Annotated in this window: 22 protein-coding genes; 5 read left to right on the top strand and 17 right to left on the bottom strand. The window is 40.3% G+C overall.

Annotation, left to right across the window (positions count from 1 at the left end; genetic code table 11):
* Positions 1 to 255 precede the first annotated feature (255 nt).
* From NWF01_12110 to NWF01_12055, 12 genes are all read right to left on the bottom strand, one after another.
* A complete protein-coding gene (locus NWF01_12110) occupies positions 256 to 1,767 on the bottom strand; it encodes a hypothetical protein (GenBank protein MCW4025754.1) in 1,512 nt (503 codons plus the stop codon).
* Complete coding sequence (locus NWF01_12105; GenBank protein ID MCW4025753.1) at positions 1,707 to 2,948, bottom strand: glycosyltransferase family 2 protein; 1,242 nt, start codon at positions 2,946 to 2,948, stop codon at positions 1,707 to 1,709. Before NWF01_12105 ends, NWF01_12110 begins: the two co-directional genes overlap by 61 nt.
* 27 nt (positions 2,949 to 2,975) lie before the next feature.
* Entirely contained in the window at positions 2,976 to 3,230 is a 255-nt protein-coding gene (locus tag NWF01_12100) for a hypothetical protein (protein MCW4025752.1), read from the bottom strand.
* Positions 3,231 to 3,471: 241 nt separating this feature from the next.
* Entirely contained in the window at positions 3,472 to 4,887 is a 1,416-nt protein-coding gene (gene ligD, locus NWF01_12095) for a non-homologous end-joining DNA ligase (protein ID MCW4025751.1), read from the bottom strand.
* Positions 4,884 to 5,705: a Ku protein gene (locus NWF01_12090; GenBank protein ID MCW4025750.1), complete on the bottom strand. Its 822-nt coding sequence runs from the start codon at positions 5,703 to 5,705 to the stop codon at positions 4,884 to 4,886. The genes ligD (NWF01_12095) and NWF01_12090 overlap by 4 nt, the downstream gene beginning before the upstream one ends.
* A complete protein-coding gene (gene ligD, locus NWF01_12085) occupies positions 5,683 to 6,585 on the bottom strand; it encodes a non-homologous end-joining DNA ligase (protein ID MCW4025749.1) in 903 nt (300 codons plus the stop codon). The genes NWF01_12090 and ligD (NWF01_12085) overlap by 23 nt, the downstream gene beginning before the upstream one ends.
* A 100-nt stretch (positions 6,586 to 6,685) precedes the next feature.
* On the bottom strand, positions 6,686 to 6,934 hold the full coding sequence (locus tag NWF01_12080; GenBank protein MCW4025748.1) for a hypothetical protein: 249 nt from the start codon (positions 6,932 to 6,934) through the stop codon (positions 6,686 to 6,688).
* 62 nt (positions 6,935 to 6,996) lie between these two features.
* Complete coding sequence (locus NWF01_12075; protein MCW4025747.1) at positions 6,997 to 7,518, bottom strand: hypothetical protein; 522 nt, start codon at positions 7,516 to 7,518, stop codon at positions 6,997 to 6,999.
* A 102-nt stretch (positions 7,519 to 7,620) separates the two neighbouring features.
* Positions 7,621 to 8,199, bottom strand: a complete 579-nt coding sequence (locus NWF01_12070; GenBank protein ID MCW4025746.1) for a hypothetical protein — start codon at positions 8,197 to 8,199, stop codon at positions 7,621 to 7,623.
* Positions 8,200 to 8,209: 10 nt separating this feature from the next.
* Entirely contained in the window at positions 8,210 to 8,782 is a 573-nt protein-coding gene (locus tag NWF01_12065; protein MCW4025745.1) for a hypothetical protein, read from the bottom strand.
* A 213-nt stretch (positions 8,783 to 8,995) separates the two neighbouring features.
* A complete protein-coding gene (locus tag NWF01_12060; protein ID MCW4025744.1) occupies positions 8,996 to 9,163 on the bottom strand; it encodes a hypothetical protein in 168 nt (55 codons plus the stop codon).
* Positions 9,164 to 9,374: 211 nt separating this feature from the next.
* Positions 9,375 to 9,704 carry a PadR family transcriptional regulator gene (locus NWF01_12055; protein MCW4025743.1) on the bottom strand — a complete coding sequence of 110 codons (330 nt, stop codon included), beginning with the start codon at positions 9,702 to 9,704 and terminating at the stop codon, positions 9,375 to 9,377.
* A 123-nt stretch (positions 9,705 to 9,827) separates the two neighbouring features.
* On the opposite strand from NWF01_12055, the gene NWF01_12050 reads away from it, so the two are divergent.
* Entirely contained in the window at positions 9,828 to 9,986 is a 159-nt protein-coding gene (locus NWF01_12050; protein ID MCW4025742.1) for a hypothetical protein, read from the top strand.
* Positions 9,987 to 10,017: 31 nt separating this feature from the next.
* On the opposite strand, the gene NWF01_12045 is transcribed toward NWF01_12050, so the two are convergent.
* Complete coding sequence (locus tag NWF01_12045) at positions 10,018 to 10,494, bottom strand: RDD family protein (GenBank protein ID MCW4025741.1); 477 nt, start codon at positions 10,492 to 10,494, stop codon at positions 10,018 to 10,020.
* 134 nt (positions 10,495 to 10,628) lie between these two features.
* Here NWF01_12045 and NWF01_12040 point away from each other — a divergent pair, with 134 nt between their 5' ends.
* Positions 10,629 to 11,024, top strand: coding sequence for a PRC-barrel domain-containing protein (locus NWF01_12040; protein MCW4025740.1), 396 nt, complete (start codon positions 10,629 to 10,631; stop codon positions 11,022 to 11,024).
* A gap of 150 nt (positions 11,025 to 11,174) precedes the next feature.
* Positions 11,175 to 11,741, top strand: coding sequence for a hypothetical protein (locus tag NWF01_12035; protein MCW4025739.1), 567 nt, complete (start codon positions 11,175 to 11,177; stop codon positions 11,739 to 11,741).
* Between the two features lie 8 nt (positions 11,742 to 11,749).
* On the opposite strand, the gene NWF01_12030 is transcribed toward NWF01_12035, so the two are convergent.
* On the bottom strand, positions 11,750 to 11,947 hold the full coding sequence (locus tag NWF01_12030) for a helix-turn-helix transcriptional regulator (protein ID MCW4025738.1): 198 nt from the start codon (positions 11,945 to 11,947) through the stop codon (positions 11,750 to 11,752).
* Entirely contained in the window at positions 11,944 to 12,351 is a 408-nt protein-coding gene (locus tag NWF01_12025) for a hypothetical protein (GenBank protein ID MCW4025737.1), read from the bottom strand. Before NWF01_12025 ends, NWF01_12030 begins: the two co-directional genes overlap by 4 nt.
* 276 nt (positions 12,352 to 12,627) lie before the next feature.
* Here NWF01_12025 and NWF01_12020 point away from each other — a divergent pair, with 276 nt between their 5' ends.
* A complete protein-coding gene (locus NWF01_12020; protein MCW4025736.1) occupies positions 12,628 to 13,350 on the top strand; it encodes a hypothetical protein in 723 nt (240 codons plus the stop codon).
* Here the strand turns inward: NWF01_12020 and NWF01_12015 are convergent.
* Positions 13,347 to 13,811, bottom strand: coding sequence for a GNAT family N-acetyltransferase (locus NWF01_12015; protein MCW4025735.1), 465 nt, complete (start codon positions 13,809 to 13,811; stop codon positions 13,347 to 13,349). The two genes, NWF01_12020 and NWF01_12015, sit on opposite strands and share 4 nt — an antisense overlap.
* 60 nt (positions 13,812 to 13,871) lie before the next feature.
* Positions 13,872 to 14,516 (bottom strand): hypothetical protein, encoded by a 645-nt coding sequence (locus tag NWF01_12010; protein ID MCW4025734.1) that lies wholly within the window; start codon positions 14,514 to 14,516, stop codon positions 13,872 to 13,874.
* A gap of 312 nt (positions 14,517 to 14,828) precedes the next feature.
* On the opposite strand from NWF01_12010, the gene NWF01_12005 reads away from it, so the two are divergent.
* Positions 14,829 to 15,578 carry a hypothetical protein gene (locus tag NWF01_12005; protein MCW4025733.1) on the top strand — a complete coding sequence of 250 codons (750 nt, stop codon included), beginning with the start codon at positions 14,829 to 14,831 and terminating at the stop codon, positions 15,576 to 15,578.
* The last annotated feature ends 1 nt before the right edge of the window (position 15,579 follow it).

The following is a 15,579-nucleotide window of genomic DNA, read 5'->3' as shown; positions in this document are numbered from 1 at the left end:
TATGCCCCCTATCAAAAAAATAGGTGTAATAATTTAAAACTTTGGTAACTACCGCCATTAAAACTGCTGCTACAACTGTACTGAAAAATACACTTTCAGCGTTATTTATCTTTGTTTTGGAAATAAATTGTTTAGTGTTGTTCTCCATATTGCCTTCTGACCTATTAGTTAGCTCAAATATGCAAAGTTTAGTTTAAATGCTTATTTGTTAGTACAGTGCACTTATAGAAATTTTTTCTCAGTAAAATATATCTTTTATGAATTTTGTACTTTATATAAGTATATTGCAACGTTCCCACTACAATAAACTTGACTAAAATTCCCTGATACTATTGGCTGACCATACCAGCCGCTGCCATTAATCCACCAAATCAAATACGCTGACTGCACGCCGTCATTTATCAGTTCTGCTGCTGCAGCATCTGGATAATCAAAATCATAATTAATCAATCTGGTATTATCGAAATTCAGCAGTGCCCACCCATAAAAAACATCATGAACCAAAAGTTGCGAATCCGCTGTCATGTTACTTTTTGCCCATTGTAACGCGTTTATGGTGTCTTGGCAATCGCTTAATTGGACAGTGTTTTGTAGCATTGACTTTGGAATATAGTTTGGATATAATGTGTAATACGCATTCGAGTCGCTGTTAGGCAAAACAGCAAAACTTAAGCTAAAGACCGCTAAAATCACAACTAAAACCAGCCTGTACCTATTCTTAACCGCGCAAAACCCTTCCGCTGCAAAAAAAGCCAACGGATACGTAAGTAGTAACACCCAGCGGTAAGGGTAAACAGCAAAAGTGCTCGGACTAATGAACGCCAACAGCAAAGCAAGAAAAATCCATAAAATCCAAACATTCATGTGGAAATTATTCTTGAAACGTTTTGCTCCAAAAAACAGTAGAGGTACAAGAGGCAAAAAGCAAACAACCACAAACGCCAGTGTGTTCAAAATCAAATCTGCCTGTGAAGAAAATCCTAAAAGTGCGGCATCTCCGCCTGAAATTTGGTTGGGAAAACTTCTTAGAATCGGATTACCTACCGCACTGTACGAATATATTATAACAATGAATAAGCAAACAGCGGGCGCGGAGCATGTAAACAGGTGCTTTATTGTTCCTAACGTTTTTTTCCGCGTTGCTTGCAAGATGGTTGCTAGTATAATTGAAAACATTATAACTGCTATTAGTTGATGGGAAAATACTGTCAGAAGCATTGCAATCGCAAGTAAAGTCGTATTTTTTAAAGTTGGTTTCTTTGCTAACAGAATGAGGCTGATAAACAGGAATATGAGCCCGATTTCAGTTCGAAGCATATCCCATGATATCCTTAACGCAACAAAGTAAATTGTTGCAAAACCTGCTGCAAGCAAGCTTTTTCTTTGTGACCATGAAATGGTTTTGTTGGCATAGAAGTAAACTGTTAAGCCAAGTAAACCCAAAAGCAATGGAGACAATACTTTAAACAAAAGAACTATTGGTGCTCCCACAGAGACTGCCCCCATTAAGAATATGTACATCAGTGGTGCCTCGGATATGAACGTCCAAAAGTTCACGCCGTGATTTAGCCATAATATCGTGTTTGGGGTGTAGTAGCCGATTGTGTCAAACCCTGTTGCAAAGGGTCCCATTAGCAGTTCAGGGATAAACCTGACTGTTAAGGGAATAAGAAACGCTAAAAGCGGAAAAATTAGATTTCTGTTTTTCATGTTGTGCTCATTTTTGGGCTTATGCTTATGGAACCGTTCTTTGCGGTTTTGCTCCAAACCCGCTGTCTTCTAAACAGCATTGTGAGAAAAGCCCAGAATGCAAATATTGTTTGCATAAACCAGTAAACGTAAATTGAAGGTACCCACAACAGGTTTTTGGCTTTTATGGGTTTTTCAGCGGCGGCAGAAGCAATCCCCAGCGAAATAAGCGATATTGCCGTTAAAGTTATCGCCAAAGCTGTCAAGTTAAGCATTGAACCGGTGCCTGGGAACAAAATCAAAAAGCCCCAGTTAATGTAACTGAGAAAAGAGCAAATCATTGTGAATGGACCAAACAGTGAGATTTCTGCGTCAAGGGTTTTACGGTTCAAGTTATCCATCAATCGTCCATACTTGATTGCTGTTTCCATGTAGCCACGGTACCAGCGTAATCTCTGATGAAACAGTGAATGTAAACTGTTAGGTGTTTCTTGTCCAGCACGAACGTCCGGTGCATATTTTATTTGGTGCTGTTTTTCAACAAGTCTCAACGCTAACTCCACGTCTTCTGTAAGCGAGTTTTCATCCCAACCTTCAAGCTCGTCTAAAACCTTTTTTCTGACGAATTGATTGCTTCCATTTAAGGGAACGAACAGTTTGAGATTTTCTCTTCCATTGATTAAGGCTTGATACCACGCTTTCTCTTCCATAGCGGTCACTCTTGTGAGCACATTGTCTTTTTCGTTTAGTGAATGGGTTTCTCCTTGAATGGCCATTATTTTTTCATCAGTAAAGTATGCCGCTGTTCTTTTGAGTACATCTTCATTTGGAATGCTGTCCGCGTCAAAAATACCTATAATTTCTCCAGTTGTATGGTGCAAGGCCAGGTTCAAAGCTGCAGGTTTGCCTTTGGCGGCTTTTTCACTTATGAGCTTTATGGTTTGAGGGTTTTTTTCTGCATATTCTTGGCAAATTTTGCATGTAGTGTCTTTTGAGTTGCCCTCAACCACGATTACCTCCATTTTGTCTTTAGGATAATCAATTTTTAGGATGGATTCAAGGCAACGTCCAATAACGGATTCATCATCTTTGGTGGGTACAATAATTGAAACTTTAGGAAAAATTTTCAGGTCTATGATATTAAGTATCTTGTTAGCGTGGCGTTTTCTAACACCAATAACTAAAATGTAGCCGTTGTAGCTTACCCAAAAAATCATCACAACAAGCAGAACAAAAGCGATTATTTCAAAAACGATCATGCTGTATCAAATCGAATAACTATTTTTTTAGTTCCTGACGTTGTTTTCATTTAAATACATCACAGCCAAGTATTTAACAAATGAGCAATCAACCACCCATTTTAATGCTGAACTGTTGCCCCATTGCTGGCAAATTGTGCTTAGTTTTTCTGCGAGAATAAATCCCCATTTTCCTGTTTGTATGCGGTTGTTTTTTGAAAGCAAGTCAAGTTTGTTTATGATAGTGTTTATGCTGTTGGCTAAGGTTTTGCTTTTTACGTTGTCAGTTACCTTAATTGTCAAGTTTATAAGTGCTCTGTCAATTCTGTGTAGCGCCTTAAACCAGATGCCCGAGCGGACAGCTTTTAACCTAAGTGCAACTAACCTTTTTTTGCTTAGTAAGCCGAAACTTCGACTTCTACTTGCCTTTACTTTAGTTGCCCCCTGCTTGCTTAACGTGTTAAGTATTCATAGCTTATAAATAAAAAACCTTCGATATTCTTCCCCTTTATTATAAATAGGATAAATATTCTATATATCAAAATCAGGCTTTTTCTTTACCCTTAAGCAGTAACCAATCATTATCCGAACCCTTTTTCAGCCGCACTAGAACATATCTGCCCTTAAGCACGCTTCCGTCAAGCGTAACCTCAATTTTGTTGCTCTCCCACAGCTTCACCTCAAAAAAGCCTTTATCCCAAATCTTAACCGTGCCCGCACCGTAATGCCCCTCCGGGATTTTCCCCTCAAAACCCACATACTCTAAAGGGTGATCCTCAGTTTCCACTGCTAAATGACGTTGCTTTGTGTCTTCTGGCATACCTTTTGGAACTGCCCAGCTCTTCAGTACACCATCCTTTTCCAGCCGAAAATCCCAATGCAACCTGCGCGCATTATGCTCTTGAACTACAAAAATAGGTTTTTCTTCAGTTTTAGTTCCGCCTTTGGGTTCGGGTGTTTCTTGAAAGTTGCGTTTGGTTATGTATTCAGAAAGTTTGGGGTTGGGGTTAGTGTCTTTGAATTGTTCCAGAGTGCATTCCTCAATTGGCTTGTCTTCTCTTAAGCGTTGAAAACGAGCCATTCTCAATCGATTATCTTTGGTTAACATCTGATATATTACTTCGCACACTAGTCGAGGCTCAAGCCAAGTCACCACATCCCCCGCTTCAGCCGTAAAAGGTTCAACATGAGTCTTCATTTTTTCAAACTTGCCTGTTAACTCGTACAGTGTTTTCTTGGAAAAACCAGTTCCAACTTTACCTAGATAAACTGGATTCTTTTGTGCGTCATAAACTCCTAGTAACAAAGCTCCAAATGTGGCTTCCCTTGCTTGGCTTCCTTTGGTATAACCAAAGATTATGCAATCGCAGGTGCGTAGCTTCTTTATTTTCAGCCAACTCCCAGTTCGCAAGCCTTCCTCGTAGGCGCTGTCTTTTCTTTTTGCAACAATGCCCTCTAAGCCTCTCTCTAAAACAGACTGATAATACGCTTCACCTTGGGAGTCCACAAAATCAGACAAAACCACATAAGTGCCCTCTTTAAGGACGGCAGAAAGGATTTTTTTGCGCTCCAACAACGAAAGCTCCGTAAGCACCTGTCCATCTTTCTCTAAAATGTCAAAAACAACATAGACTACAGGTGACTGCTTAGTTTGCCGCTGGATTTCAAGGCTGGAAACCGCCTGCCCCCGTTCCAGTAACGCCTGAAAATCAGGTTTGCCATTGTGCAGCACAACGATTTCGCCATCAATCACAATGTTTTTGCCCAGCTTGCCTAATTCTTCCAATTCGGGAAAATTGGCTTTAAGTTCTTTGCCGTTACGGCTCTTAATGCTCAACGACGTCTCCACATACGCGATTGCCCTAAAGCCGTCCCATTTAACCTCAAAAACCCAATCCTCACTAGAAAACGGGGATTTGGCTTCTTTTGCAAGCATGGGCTTGTAGATGTGACGGGTCATTTCTGCTCCAACTGCTTGAGGGTTTCGCGTAGGGCAATCATGAGGCTTTTTGCTTCAACCTCCGGTGCTGCTTCAACATGAATTTTTTCACCCTTCAGCTTTTGTGCAACCAGTGCCTCAACCTTTTTTTGGTATGTGTCTTCAAACTCGGTTATGTCAAACTCGCCCGAAAGGTCACTAACTATCTTGACTGCCAAATCTAACTCAGACTTTTCTGGTTCCGCAAGCTTTTGTAGTTCCTCAAACCCGCGAGGGTCCACAACGTCATAAGCATAACGCAGCGTGGTCAAAACCAGCGCGCCCTTATAGGCGTGAAGTAGTGCAGGATACTCCTTGGTTCGCAGTGTGATTCTTGCAGCAGCTGCTTTATTTTTCCGCTCCAAAGCCGCCAGCAGCAGACTATAGGCGTCTTTGCTTTTGTCAGGTAGCAACGCGTAGGTTTTGTCAAAGTAGATGGGGTCAACTGAAAAATAATCAACGAACTTGCTGATGCGGATGCGCCTGTCAGATTCGGGTTTGACTGCGTCGAGTTCTGCTTTGTCAAAGGTGACGTACTCGTTTTTGGCGACTTCATAGCCCCGTGTTACCTCGTTCCAGGGCACGATTTTGTTTTCTTTGGTGCACATTTTAACGTACTTAAGCGGTTGCCCATCGGTTTTGTGCAGAAAATGAAACGTGACGCCTTTATCATAAATCATGCTGTAGAGTTTCACGGGCACATTCACTAAGCCGATGGTGATGCTCCCTGACCAAATCGAACGCCTTGGCACATCAGCGCTGATTTTACTGGTTTGTTCATTTGTTTCTTGTTTCTCCATAATTTATCTCCAGCTTGCATCTTAAATCGAAAATGTTCTTCCACGGATTTTCTTTCCGTTTATCTACAGTGAAAATAGTGTAGTCTGATGGGTTTATGCCTTTTCGCACTTCCAACCATTCAAGCGGAGTGGAAACTGACGCTTCAGGTGTGGCACGCAGACTGTACGGGATAACCATTGTTCGCAGTGGTGAGTTCTGTAGATAATCCACAAAAATCTTGCCGGGCTTCTTTGTGTCCTTGAACTCAGAAACAACCATCACGCTTTTCTTTGCCAATTCAATACCCATATTGTGAACATAGGTTCTTGTCTGCTCAAACGTGTACTCGGGCGCAATAGGAACAACCACATGCAAGCCCTTCTTGCCCGAAGTTTTAACAAACGAGGTCAACCCCAAATCCACAAGCATATCCCTAAGCAAAAGAGCCACTTCAACCGCGTCATTTAATGTGGCTGGAGGTTCTGGGTCCAGGTCAAAAAACAAAAAATCAGGCTTATCCAATGCGTTAACTTTGCAGAAGGGCATGTGGATTTCAAGTGCGGCAAGGTTTGCAAGCCAAATCAACGTGTCAAGGTCGTTGCATATTATGTAGTCTATTTCCCGTTTGGATGTTTCCGAGTAAATCGGCAACGTCTTAATCCAAGATGGTGTGCCTTCGGGTGCGTTTTTCTCATAAAAAGCAGTTTTGCCCTCAATGCCATCGGGATATCTAGTTAGAACCAGCGGGCGGTCTTTGATGATGGGTAAGATTTTTGGTGCAAGTTTGATGTAATGCTCAATAACCTGTGCCTTGGTGACTTTTTGGTTAGGGTAAAAAATTTTGTTGAGGTTTTTGAATTTCACCTTTGTTAATTTTTCAGCCTCTTCAAGCTTGTTCATGGCGCGTTTCACCAAAAAGATTGGGTGAACTGTGACTAAATATTAGTTGATTACCTTTTGGCTTTTTGGTGACAAAAAAGCGTTAGCTGTTTTTAGCGGTTCAGGTTTGTCTTGCTTCGTAAACGATTACTGAGTCAACTTTAATTTTCATGGATAAGTCGTGTCCTTCCACGATTTTACGAAGTCCCCCCATGCTTTCCTTGCTAATATCAGCTTTGATGTTTATGTGATAACCCAGATATTGTGGGTATATTGCTTTTTGAGGGATTAATGTTATGACTGCCCCATCTAGCCCAGGGCATCTGTCAACTATTTCTCTAAGGAGTATGGCTGTTTCAGCGAATTTCATGCTTTTCACACTATATTTAATTATTTTTGAATATTTAATTTTGAAGGCAACTTAACGATAGTTTACTGATTAGGTATCTCCCAGTAACTTATAATGTCTCCCTTAACCCATTTGCCACCCAAGCTTTTAACTAAATCGTTAATTTCTGCCCATTCTTCCTTCAAAAACTGTGCAGGCTTAACAATGAGACAGTCCTCTTTTTGGACAAAATTAAGCAGTTTACGTTGATCAGGACTAAACTCATCTTCCATGCTACTTACAGGGCTTGGCTGCGGCTGAACTGCTGGTTTTGGAGCAGGTTTGTCTTCTGTTTTAATTTCAACTGGCACGCCGGGGGCAGGTGCTTGTGCAGGGGTAGATGCGGCTGGTTTGGCACTGACTGTTTTGGTCAGGATTAATTCTGGAATGGGATAGGTTTCAGTTATTTCCTCAAAACTGTCGCTTCTGATTATTGCTGACACTTCATGGGTGAAACTGTCATATTTTATATCCAATAGTTCGCAGTCTTGGGGTAAGTTTAAGCTAAAAGTTTTGCCTTGCAACAGTTCTATTACGAGTTCAGGGCTTAATTTTATGAGCCTCATCTTCATCAGTTATCACTTAGAACTACTTTTTAAGGTGTCAACAATTTAAAAGCATTGTTATGTGCTAAATTTTAGTTAAAAAAAATAAGAGAAAATTTTGGGTTAATTAACTGTTGCTGGCGAAACCGTTGCAGGTGGCACTGTTGGCTGAGCAACTTTTCTGTGATATACCCTAGCGGCAACACACAGGATAGCAACGGCGATGGCAAAGTAAACTGGCCACAGAAGGCTTGAGTTGGCAGTTACGCTTATGCTTACGTTGCTCACTGACATTTGTAGGGTAGATGAACCAATTACTGGGAAATCAAACCCTGTTAAAGCCTTAACTGAAAAGTACATTATCGCTAGTTCTGCAATGAACATACCAACAATGAACACTGGTTTGCTGTATCCGTATCCTAGCAGTTTTTTTGAGTATGGTTTGTTTGGTAAAATTGAGTAGATTATCATAATGATTCCGGCAGAAAGCAGCGTTAGTATTCCTATCATGTTCATTGCCCAAATTAATGGTTGATTGAGTGTTTCCCCAAAGAGTGCCATGCTAAAGTTTACTGGAGACAAATTGATTTGAGCTACCGTTCCAATTGAAATAACCCACCACGGTACATAGTATGATATTGCCAGCAAAAGCAACATTGCAATTCCAGCAGCCAATCCGATAAAATTTATTTTGTTAAACATGACCTTCACCTCAATAATTTAAGGGTATGTCACCAATGTTAAACTCAGATAATTGTATTATAACACCGTCGATGTCCACAGTTAAGTTGACCAAGTTTGCATTAATTGATTGTGCTTGACCGAGTATTTCTTCTACGTTATCATTCCATAAACCCTGAATTGTCGCCAAATTGGTTTCGCCTGATGCTATTATAACGGGGTTGGTTAGGCTGATGGTTCCTAATGTTTGACCTGTTGTTTTGTCTTGAATTTCTGCTTGAAGTGTGTTCACTGTCATGTCAAAACCTAAGTCATTTTTGAAGTTTAACGTGACAGTGGCACTTTTTTGTGAAATATCAATTGATTGGCTTACAATTTCAGGAGTTATAAGCCCCGCTATTCCGCCTGAATCGTTGCCTGTGCTATTGTTATCTCCGCCTCCTCCGCCGTGTAATGGGCTGTTGTCGCCTATAATTTTGTCTTTGATTTCTGGTGGAATGACTAGTTGAGTTAAGTCATTTGAACTGGTTAATACTACCACACCTATTGGTCCTACGATTATTCCGACACTGATTATGAACAGTATTATGCTTACGGCTTGCATTTTCTCTATCCCTTTTTTATTGGCTATAATATATGTGTGCTCTGTTGTTTTAAGGTTTTTCAATCAACCATTCACTTAACAGTACTTCTTATTTTCTATCCCTTTCTCTTGATGAAGAACTGGTCTGGGTGTACGGGGCAGTAAAATTTTGAAGCTCTCTGAGAACTTTTTTGGAAAACATGTTCAATAATTGTTTTATTTTCTTGTTTAGTATCAGTTGTGGGCTTTTTGTAAAACAACAATTCGGCTTTGGACAGCCGTGTTTATGTCGTCAAGTAGTGTATCTTGTGCCCACGGGGGCAAAGTGGCAATTTGTTGTTGGAAACATAACCAAATTTGCATCCATTTCGCACGGATTTTTTTATTGGGTTCATTTTCCATTTTTTATTCCCTCCCACCAGCATGTTTTCAAGTAAAATATGTGGTTTGGTTTCCAACTTTAAAGTTGTTTTTCAATTTGACGCCCTTAATAATTTAAGTTAATGTACTCTTGTTGACATTAGAGCAGTATTACATGTTCGGAATCAGAACCTTTAGTTGTGCTAAAGCGTCCTTATACGGAGGTCTACTTCTGAAAGTCACATGTTCTTGATTACTCCTCCGTTTTTATTTTTGTTCGGTTTGAGCTCTTAATGAAGGTTTGAAGCGGCGGATACACTTTTAGCAGTTTTGCGGTTTCACTGTTTTCTAGAACTCTGTACATGCGCTTGTTTTCGATTTGGAAGCCTTCAATTAGTTTTTGCCGCTCCATTGAGTACAGTAAACCATAAACAGTGCCCGAACTTACGGATATGCCAAATTTTTTTTGAATAAAAGTCATGGCATCATAGCCGCTCATCATGCCTTTTTTCATCTCCTCAAGAATCAGAATATCCATAAAATTGCGGATTACTCTCTTACGTAAATTGTCTTTACTTTTCAAAAATGTTACCAAATATGTAGAGTGTTTACTGTTATATTATTGTTATATTCTAAATCCGAACGAATAATAAATTATAAATTTGCACCCCACACATCTTAAAATTGAACCCCCTGGTCGCCAAATATGACAAAAAAAATGCTTATCGAAATCAAACTTGTCCAAGAAAGCGAAAACACGCCCAACAACACAATCATCGACGAAATCTACTTTGATATAATGGAAGGTAGATGCATAATCCCCTGGTGCGATACCGTACAAAAAATCATCAACATTAAAGCTTAAAAAAATAAAAAAAGAAAAGAATAGCTTTTTCTTATGGTGGCGGTGGCGGCGGAGGTGGTGGTGGCACCGATTGAGCTGCCTGCTTTACTACGACTGTGTTTGCGATGCGGTCAGTGAATTTTTGCCTTTTATCACCTTGCAATATAACGCCTAATAACCAGTCTAAGAGTAGGATGGGACCGAAAAATTTGCTGATATTACGGACTATTGATTGACCGTATGTTATTCTGCCGCCATTTACCGTCTGAACATGCAAGCCAAAGATTCTTTTTCCGATTGTTCCACCCCACATGACATCTAAAACTGAGAAGTACAAAAATAAGAGTACCCCTGAAAGTAGGTATGCCATGAAAGCTACGCCGCCGAAAAAGCCGCTGATGAAGGCTGTTGCAAATGCAAGTATTATGCTGATTATGATTGCTGGAATGTAAATAATGACAAAGTCGATAACGTATGCGATTAAGCGGTAAATCCAATGCGTTAAGTCTACTTCTGTGTTTGTCGTCATCTTTTATTCTCCATGATTTAAATTCATATGCTGGTGTTATTATGATTTTCTGTCAAGCAGGTGACTGTTACCCTGCTTTACTGAAAGGCTTATTAAACCAGTTAACCCAAATAGTATAGTTTGGTGGTTTCACATTGTCCAGTAAACCTAAAGAAAAAAGTGTAACAAAAGACGAACTTGTTGGAATGAAAGTAATCAGTGCAGAAGGGAAACTTGTCGGTACAGTCAAAGATGTTGGCTTTACTATCGGAAAAGCTGGAATCTCGCTAACAATAGAGAATGAACGCGGCGAAACACAAGACATCCCCTGGGAAAACATTCAAGGTGCCGAAGACTTTGTGGTTCTAAAACTTGAAAGTGCAATTGTTGAAGCAGCATCCACTCTTACACACGCCAGTACAACACAAGAAACGTCAACCCAGCAGGCAACTTCTTCAGGTCAGCCAACATGCAAAACTTGCGGTGGCGCATTAACCTACATTCCACAGTATCAACGTTGGTACTGCTATAGCTGCAAGAAGTATGCTTAAACATCTTTTCTTTTTTCTTGCCTTTTCAACCGGGCTCTCTATTTCAATTTTAGAGGTTAATTGGGTGGCTTTGTTAACCTTTTCCAGTTGTCAGTGTCTTTTTCTTAAAGCTTATATCAACCCTACACCAACACCCAATAGAAACAAATCATGTCCAGCACTCCAAGATACACACCGCTGTTGCCCCAAGAAGAAGTCATACGAAAAAGCAAAGGCTTAGGCGCAACCGCGATTTTATGGTTTGACAAAAACGGAAAACTATTCACCAAAAAACCCTTCACCGGTGATGCATACCTCACAAATCAGCGCTTAATTTTTGAAGGGCATGAATCCACAAATACGTGGGAAAACACGAAGGCTGCCATGAGTTTTTGGCCAAGTAGCGTTTTTCTTAATGTCGGTCCCTTAATTTTTTCTTTGTTTCTCGTAAAAATCCGTGAAGTTGAACAATCAAGCCAAATCAGAACAAACCCAGTGAAGCTCGCCCATCAACAAGCCGACCTTCCAAGTCCCCTCTATTTCAGCTTTAACGACAACGACCAATGGCTAATCGAAATCCAAAAGTTAAAGCAGGAAAGCGCTAACATCTTTTTACCCATTTTGCCCCCTCCGCCACCAGATTTTAAGGTGCCTGTCTGCTCAATCTGCGGCAATCCCCTCTCCTTCGATGAGAAAACCCAGAAATGGTTCTGTCAAACAGATGAAAGACATGGTTAAGCCGTGTTTTAGGTGTCTTCGAAAATAAAGAGGTCATCGAGTGTTGTCTGGAGGGCTTTGGCTATTTCATGAGCCAGTTTTATGGAGGGGTTGTATTCGCCTTTTTCTATGAAGAGGATGGTTTCTCTGCGGACACCCACTTTTCTGGCTAAGTCTTCTTGTGTTAGGTTGTGGCGAGCTCGAAGCTCCTTGATGCGAGTTCTCAATTAGTCCCCTTCCGAGATATCAACAGGTACGAGATGAAAAACACTAAGCCAGCGATTATCACCACAGCGCCAGATACTTGACTGCCTTCCATTTCATAGTTAAAGAGTATGTCAACGACTATGGGGGTGAAGACGGCGCTCCAGATGGCGGCTATGAAACCGTAGTATCCTGCTTTGTAGGAGTTGATTTTGGTTCGTTCGTCGGCTGCGGGTAAGCCTTTGGTTACGTTTCGGGTTTTATCCCAGAGGACGTAGAGGGCAAAGAGTATGATGAGTCCTATTATGGCGAAGGTGGCGATTTCTGTGAGGTTTATGTTTTGGGTGGCTGCGAAGTATATTGCTATTGTTGTTATGACTAGGGCTACTCCTATGAAACCGAGTGTGATTAGGGTTTTTGTTTTCATTTTTATTCCTTCTTTATTTTTTGTTAGGTAATGATAACTTTTAGTTATTTATACCTAACATTATGTTAGGTAAACATAATATTATATTTAAGCATTACTAAACCCCACCCAAAACACAACAGAGAACAAACTAAATACCACAAAAACGATACTTCTCCCATGGGATACCAGCCGCACATAAAAACACCTCGAAACAACACACACAAATACAAAAACCCCCTACGTCCAAAAAACAAAAAATCTAAACACCAAAACCAACCCCAAACAGAAAAAACCATGACCACAGAAAAAGAAATCAGCCAAAAAACCCTCAAACAACTACATACTCTGGGCAACCAAAAATTTGGCTCATCACCCTTCAGTGACCACTTCGACCGCTGGCTAATTAACGTAGAAACTGTGCTAAGCGAATTTGAAGCCCACCCAGACATCACAGTGGATGAACAATACGAAAAAGAGGGCGCTCAAACCCTAAACGCCATCAAACTGCAACTCGAAGAATTCCGCCAAAAAGAAGCTATCCTTGACCACGAACAAAAAATCCTCTCTTACTGCAAAAGCAACCTCAAACAAATCAACATCAACTATACAACCCTGACAAATGAGTTGCGGCAAAGAAAAAACCACAAAAACAAGCCCCTCCACAGTAGCATTGAGCAACTAAAAAAAGAGCAAACCCAAATTATTAAGATGAAAGCTGGGTTTTTGCGGGGGATTTCCAAAAAGGAGCGGGAACAAAAAGAATTCAAAATCGCGGAGGAATTAGATAATAAGCAAAAAGAGCTTGAGGTGGCATTGTTGGATTTTAGGGCGCAACAAAAACTTCTTCAAAACAAATACCACACAGATAGAGAACCTGTTTTGGAGCAGATAATGGCTCTGAAGAAAAAAATCCGTGACTTAGAAACGGACAATTCACTTGAGGAGCGCTGGTTCGCTTGCCAAGCCCTCATAGACACCGTTAATATTTTCCTGCAAAGAAAAGCTCTGATAGACTAGAACTCTTCTTTTGTTAAACGGTACATGAACCACTCTAACCGTTTAGCCTTGTACTTTTCATAGAATTCCTGCGCTACCGTGTTCCATTTCAAAACCGCAAGCTCCAATCGGCCACAGCCCTTCTGCTTAGCTTTTTCTTTAACAAAAGCAAATAATTCTTCGCCCACTCCTTGTTGCCTGTGCTCTTTTAGGACAAAAATGTCTTCCAAAAAAAGCGTAGGCAAAGCAAGAAACGTTGAATATGTAAAAAAATATGCAACATAACTCACTGGTGTGTCTCTAATTTTTCCGATGTAAGCCTCAAACTTTGGCTTATCCGAGAGGCAATCTCGCCGTAACCGGTTTTTTGCTTCCAAATCTGGAGGGGATAGCTCTTCAAATTCTGCAAGTTTATCAATTAATCCTAAAAAGTCATCAAAGTTTTGGGCGTCAACTTTCTGGATAACTAACTCTTTTGTCATGCAAGATACTGATTGGTTAGAAATTAAATATTTTTTGACCAAAACAGGTGGTCTACTTATTCAGGTTATCTCTTTTCGGTGCCTAAACACTAAAACAATAGCGAAAAGAGAAAGAAGCAAGGCGGGTATTGCTAACCAAGATAGTTCGGGTATTGTTGGTGTTAGCAGGGTAGCTGTTGGAATGTTTGTTTGTATAGTGGTTGAAGTAGGGCTCGGGCTCGCCGTATAGCTCCCGCGAGAAGTTACTGTTAATGTGTTACTCCAATTAATATTAACTCCTTCAAAATAATACACTTGGCCATTCTCTAAGTCAGTTGGAACTTCAATCCCGATAAGTGCCATAACTTGCATGTCTATCGGTCCACCCTCTGAAATTCCTGCCCGATTATTATCAGATTCAAATGGATATTCACCAAATGGAAATGAAACAACAGTGTACTCTGAGGCAGATGCTTCATAATATGTTCCATAAGAAGAAATGCCAACAAAAAATGGTGGAGCATAATTCCAGTTATAAGGAATGGCTTGGTCTTTAAATCGGAATCCATAGTAAAGACGTGGGTTGTCACCGTTTGTTTCTTCAAATTCCGTTAATGGTTGATTCTTGATTGTTGTTTCTAATGAAGACTCGGTAAATTTTGCAGTGAACTCTGGCACAGAAGGCTTAAGTTCTGTTTGAGTATTTGCAGGGTTAACAAACAGCAAGTTCAAACATGCTATTGCAGTAATTAGAATAGAGCATATTGCACAAGTTTTGCTGTTTTTATCCATGTTTGATATTAGGATTTATAGAAAATAAGGGCCTTGCGTCAAAACACTTTTCTAAGACAATTTTTTGAAGTGAGTAAATACTGTGAGGGTTCACCATGAATGAAAGCACACGCTATTTAGGCCTTACTTGATGTCCCTACTTCTGAAAGTACGCTTTTGAGGTTGCAGTTTTGTTTATATATTTGTTAGTGCTTGTATGCTTAATGGTTGGATGGATAATCCATCCATCAAGTAAGGGTGAAAAATATGACTTTAATTGAATATAACACTAACCAAACCCTTAACACAACAATCAACCTTCCGAGCGACGGTTTACTGAGAGGCACTGGAAGCAAACAAGTCGTTATAACTTCAACTGCTAATCCTATAATCTCTGTTGGTTCAAACTTTGCTAGTATGTTCACAAGAAGTGCTTTGATTGAAAACTTGGTTATCGTTGGTAACGGTGCTAATGTGGGTGTTCTTTTGCAGAATGTTGTTCATTGTAGGATACGGAATATTACGGTTGTTAATTGTGATGTGGGTGTAAGGTTGACTGCTTCGGGTGATAATTGGACTGAGGCAAACGAGATTGAGCATGTTCGTATTAAAGATGTGAATAAGGGCATACAATTTACTCCTGGTGGTAGCCCAGATAATAGCCGAGCTTTCACTTACATTAATGATGTTGGGATTTCTCTTAACAATGCTGAAAATCTGCGCGGTATCGAGGTTGGAACGGGTTGCAGAATTTATAGTTCTTTTATTAAAGCAAATGTGTGGTCCAGTCAAGCCTGTGATGGGATGTGGATTGATGGCTTAGTTAACCTTTGCTTGATAAACTTTAATCATGAGAAGACAACTGCGGGGCAAGGTGGCAGCGGAGTTCATATTGCAGCAAACGGCAACGTCTGTAATAATCAAAGTTTCTTTTTGTCCAGTGGTAATATGCAGAATAACCGCTGGGTTTATGACCAATCGGGTCTGGGAAACGACATAGTTGAAAAACATTACTAAG

The sequence above is a fragment of the Candidatus Bathyarchaeota archaeon genome, assembly GCA_026014585.1.
Lineage (GTDB): Archaea > Thermoproteota > Bathyarchaeia > Bathyarchaeales > Bathycorpusculaceae > Bathycorpusculum.
This window is presented reverse-complemented; position numbering and strand designations above follow the sequence as displayed.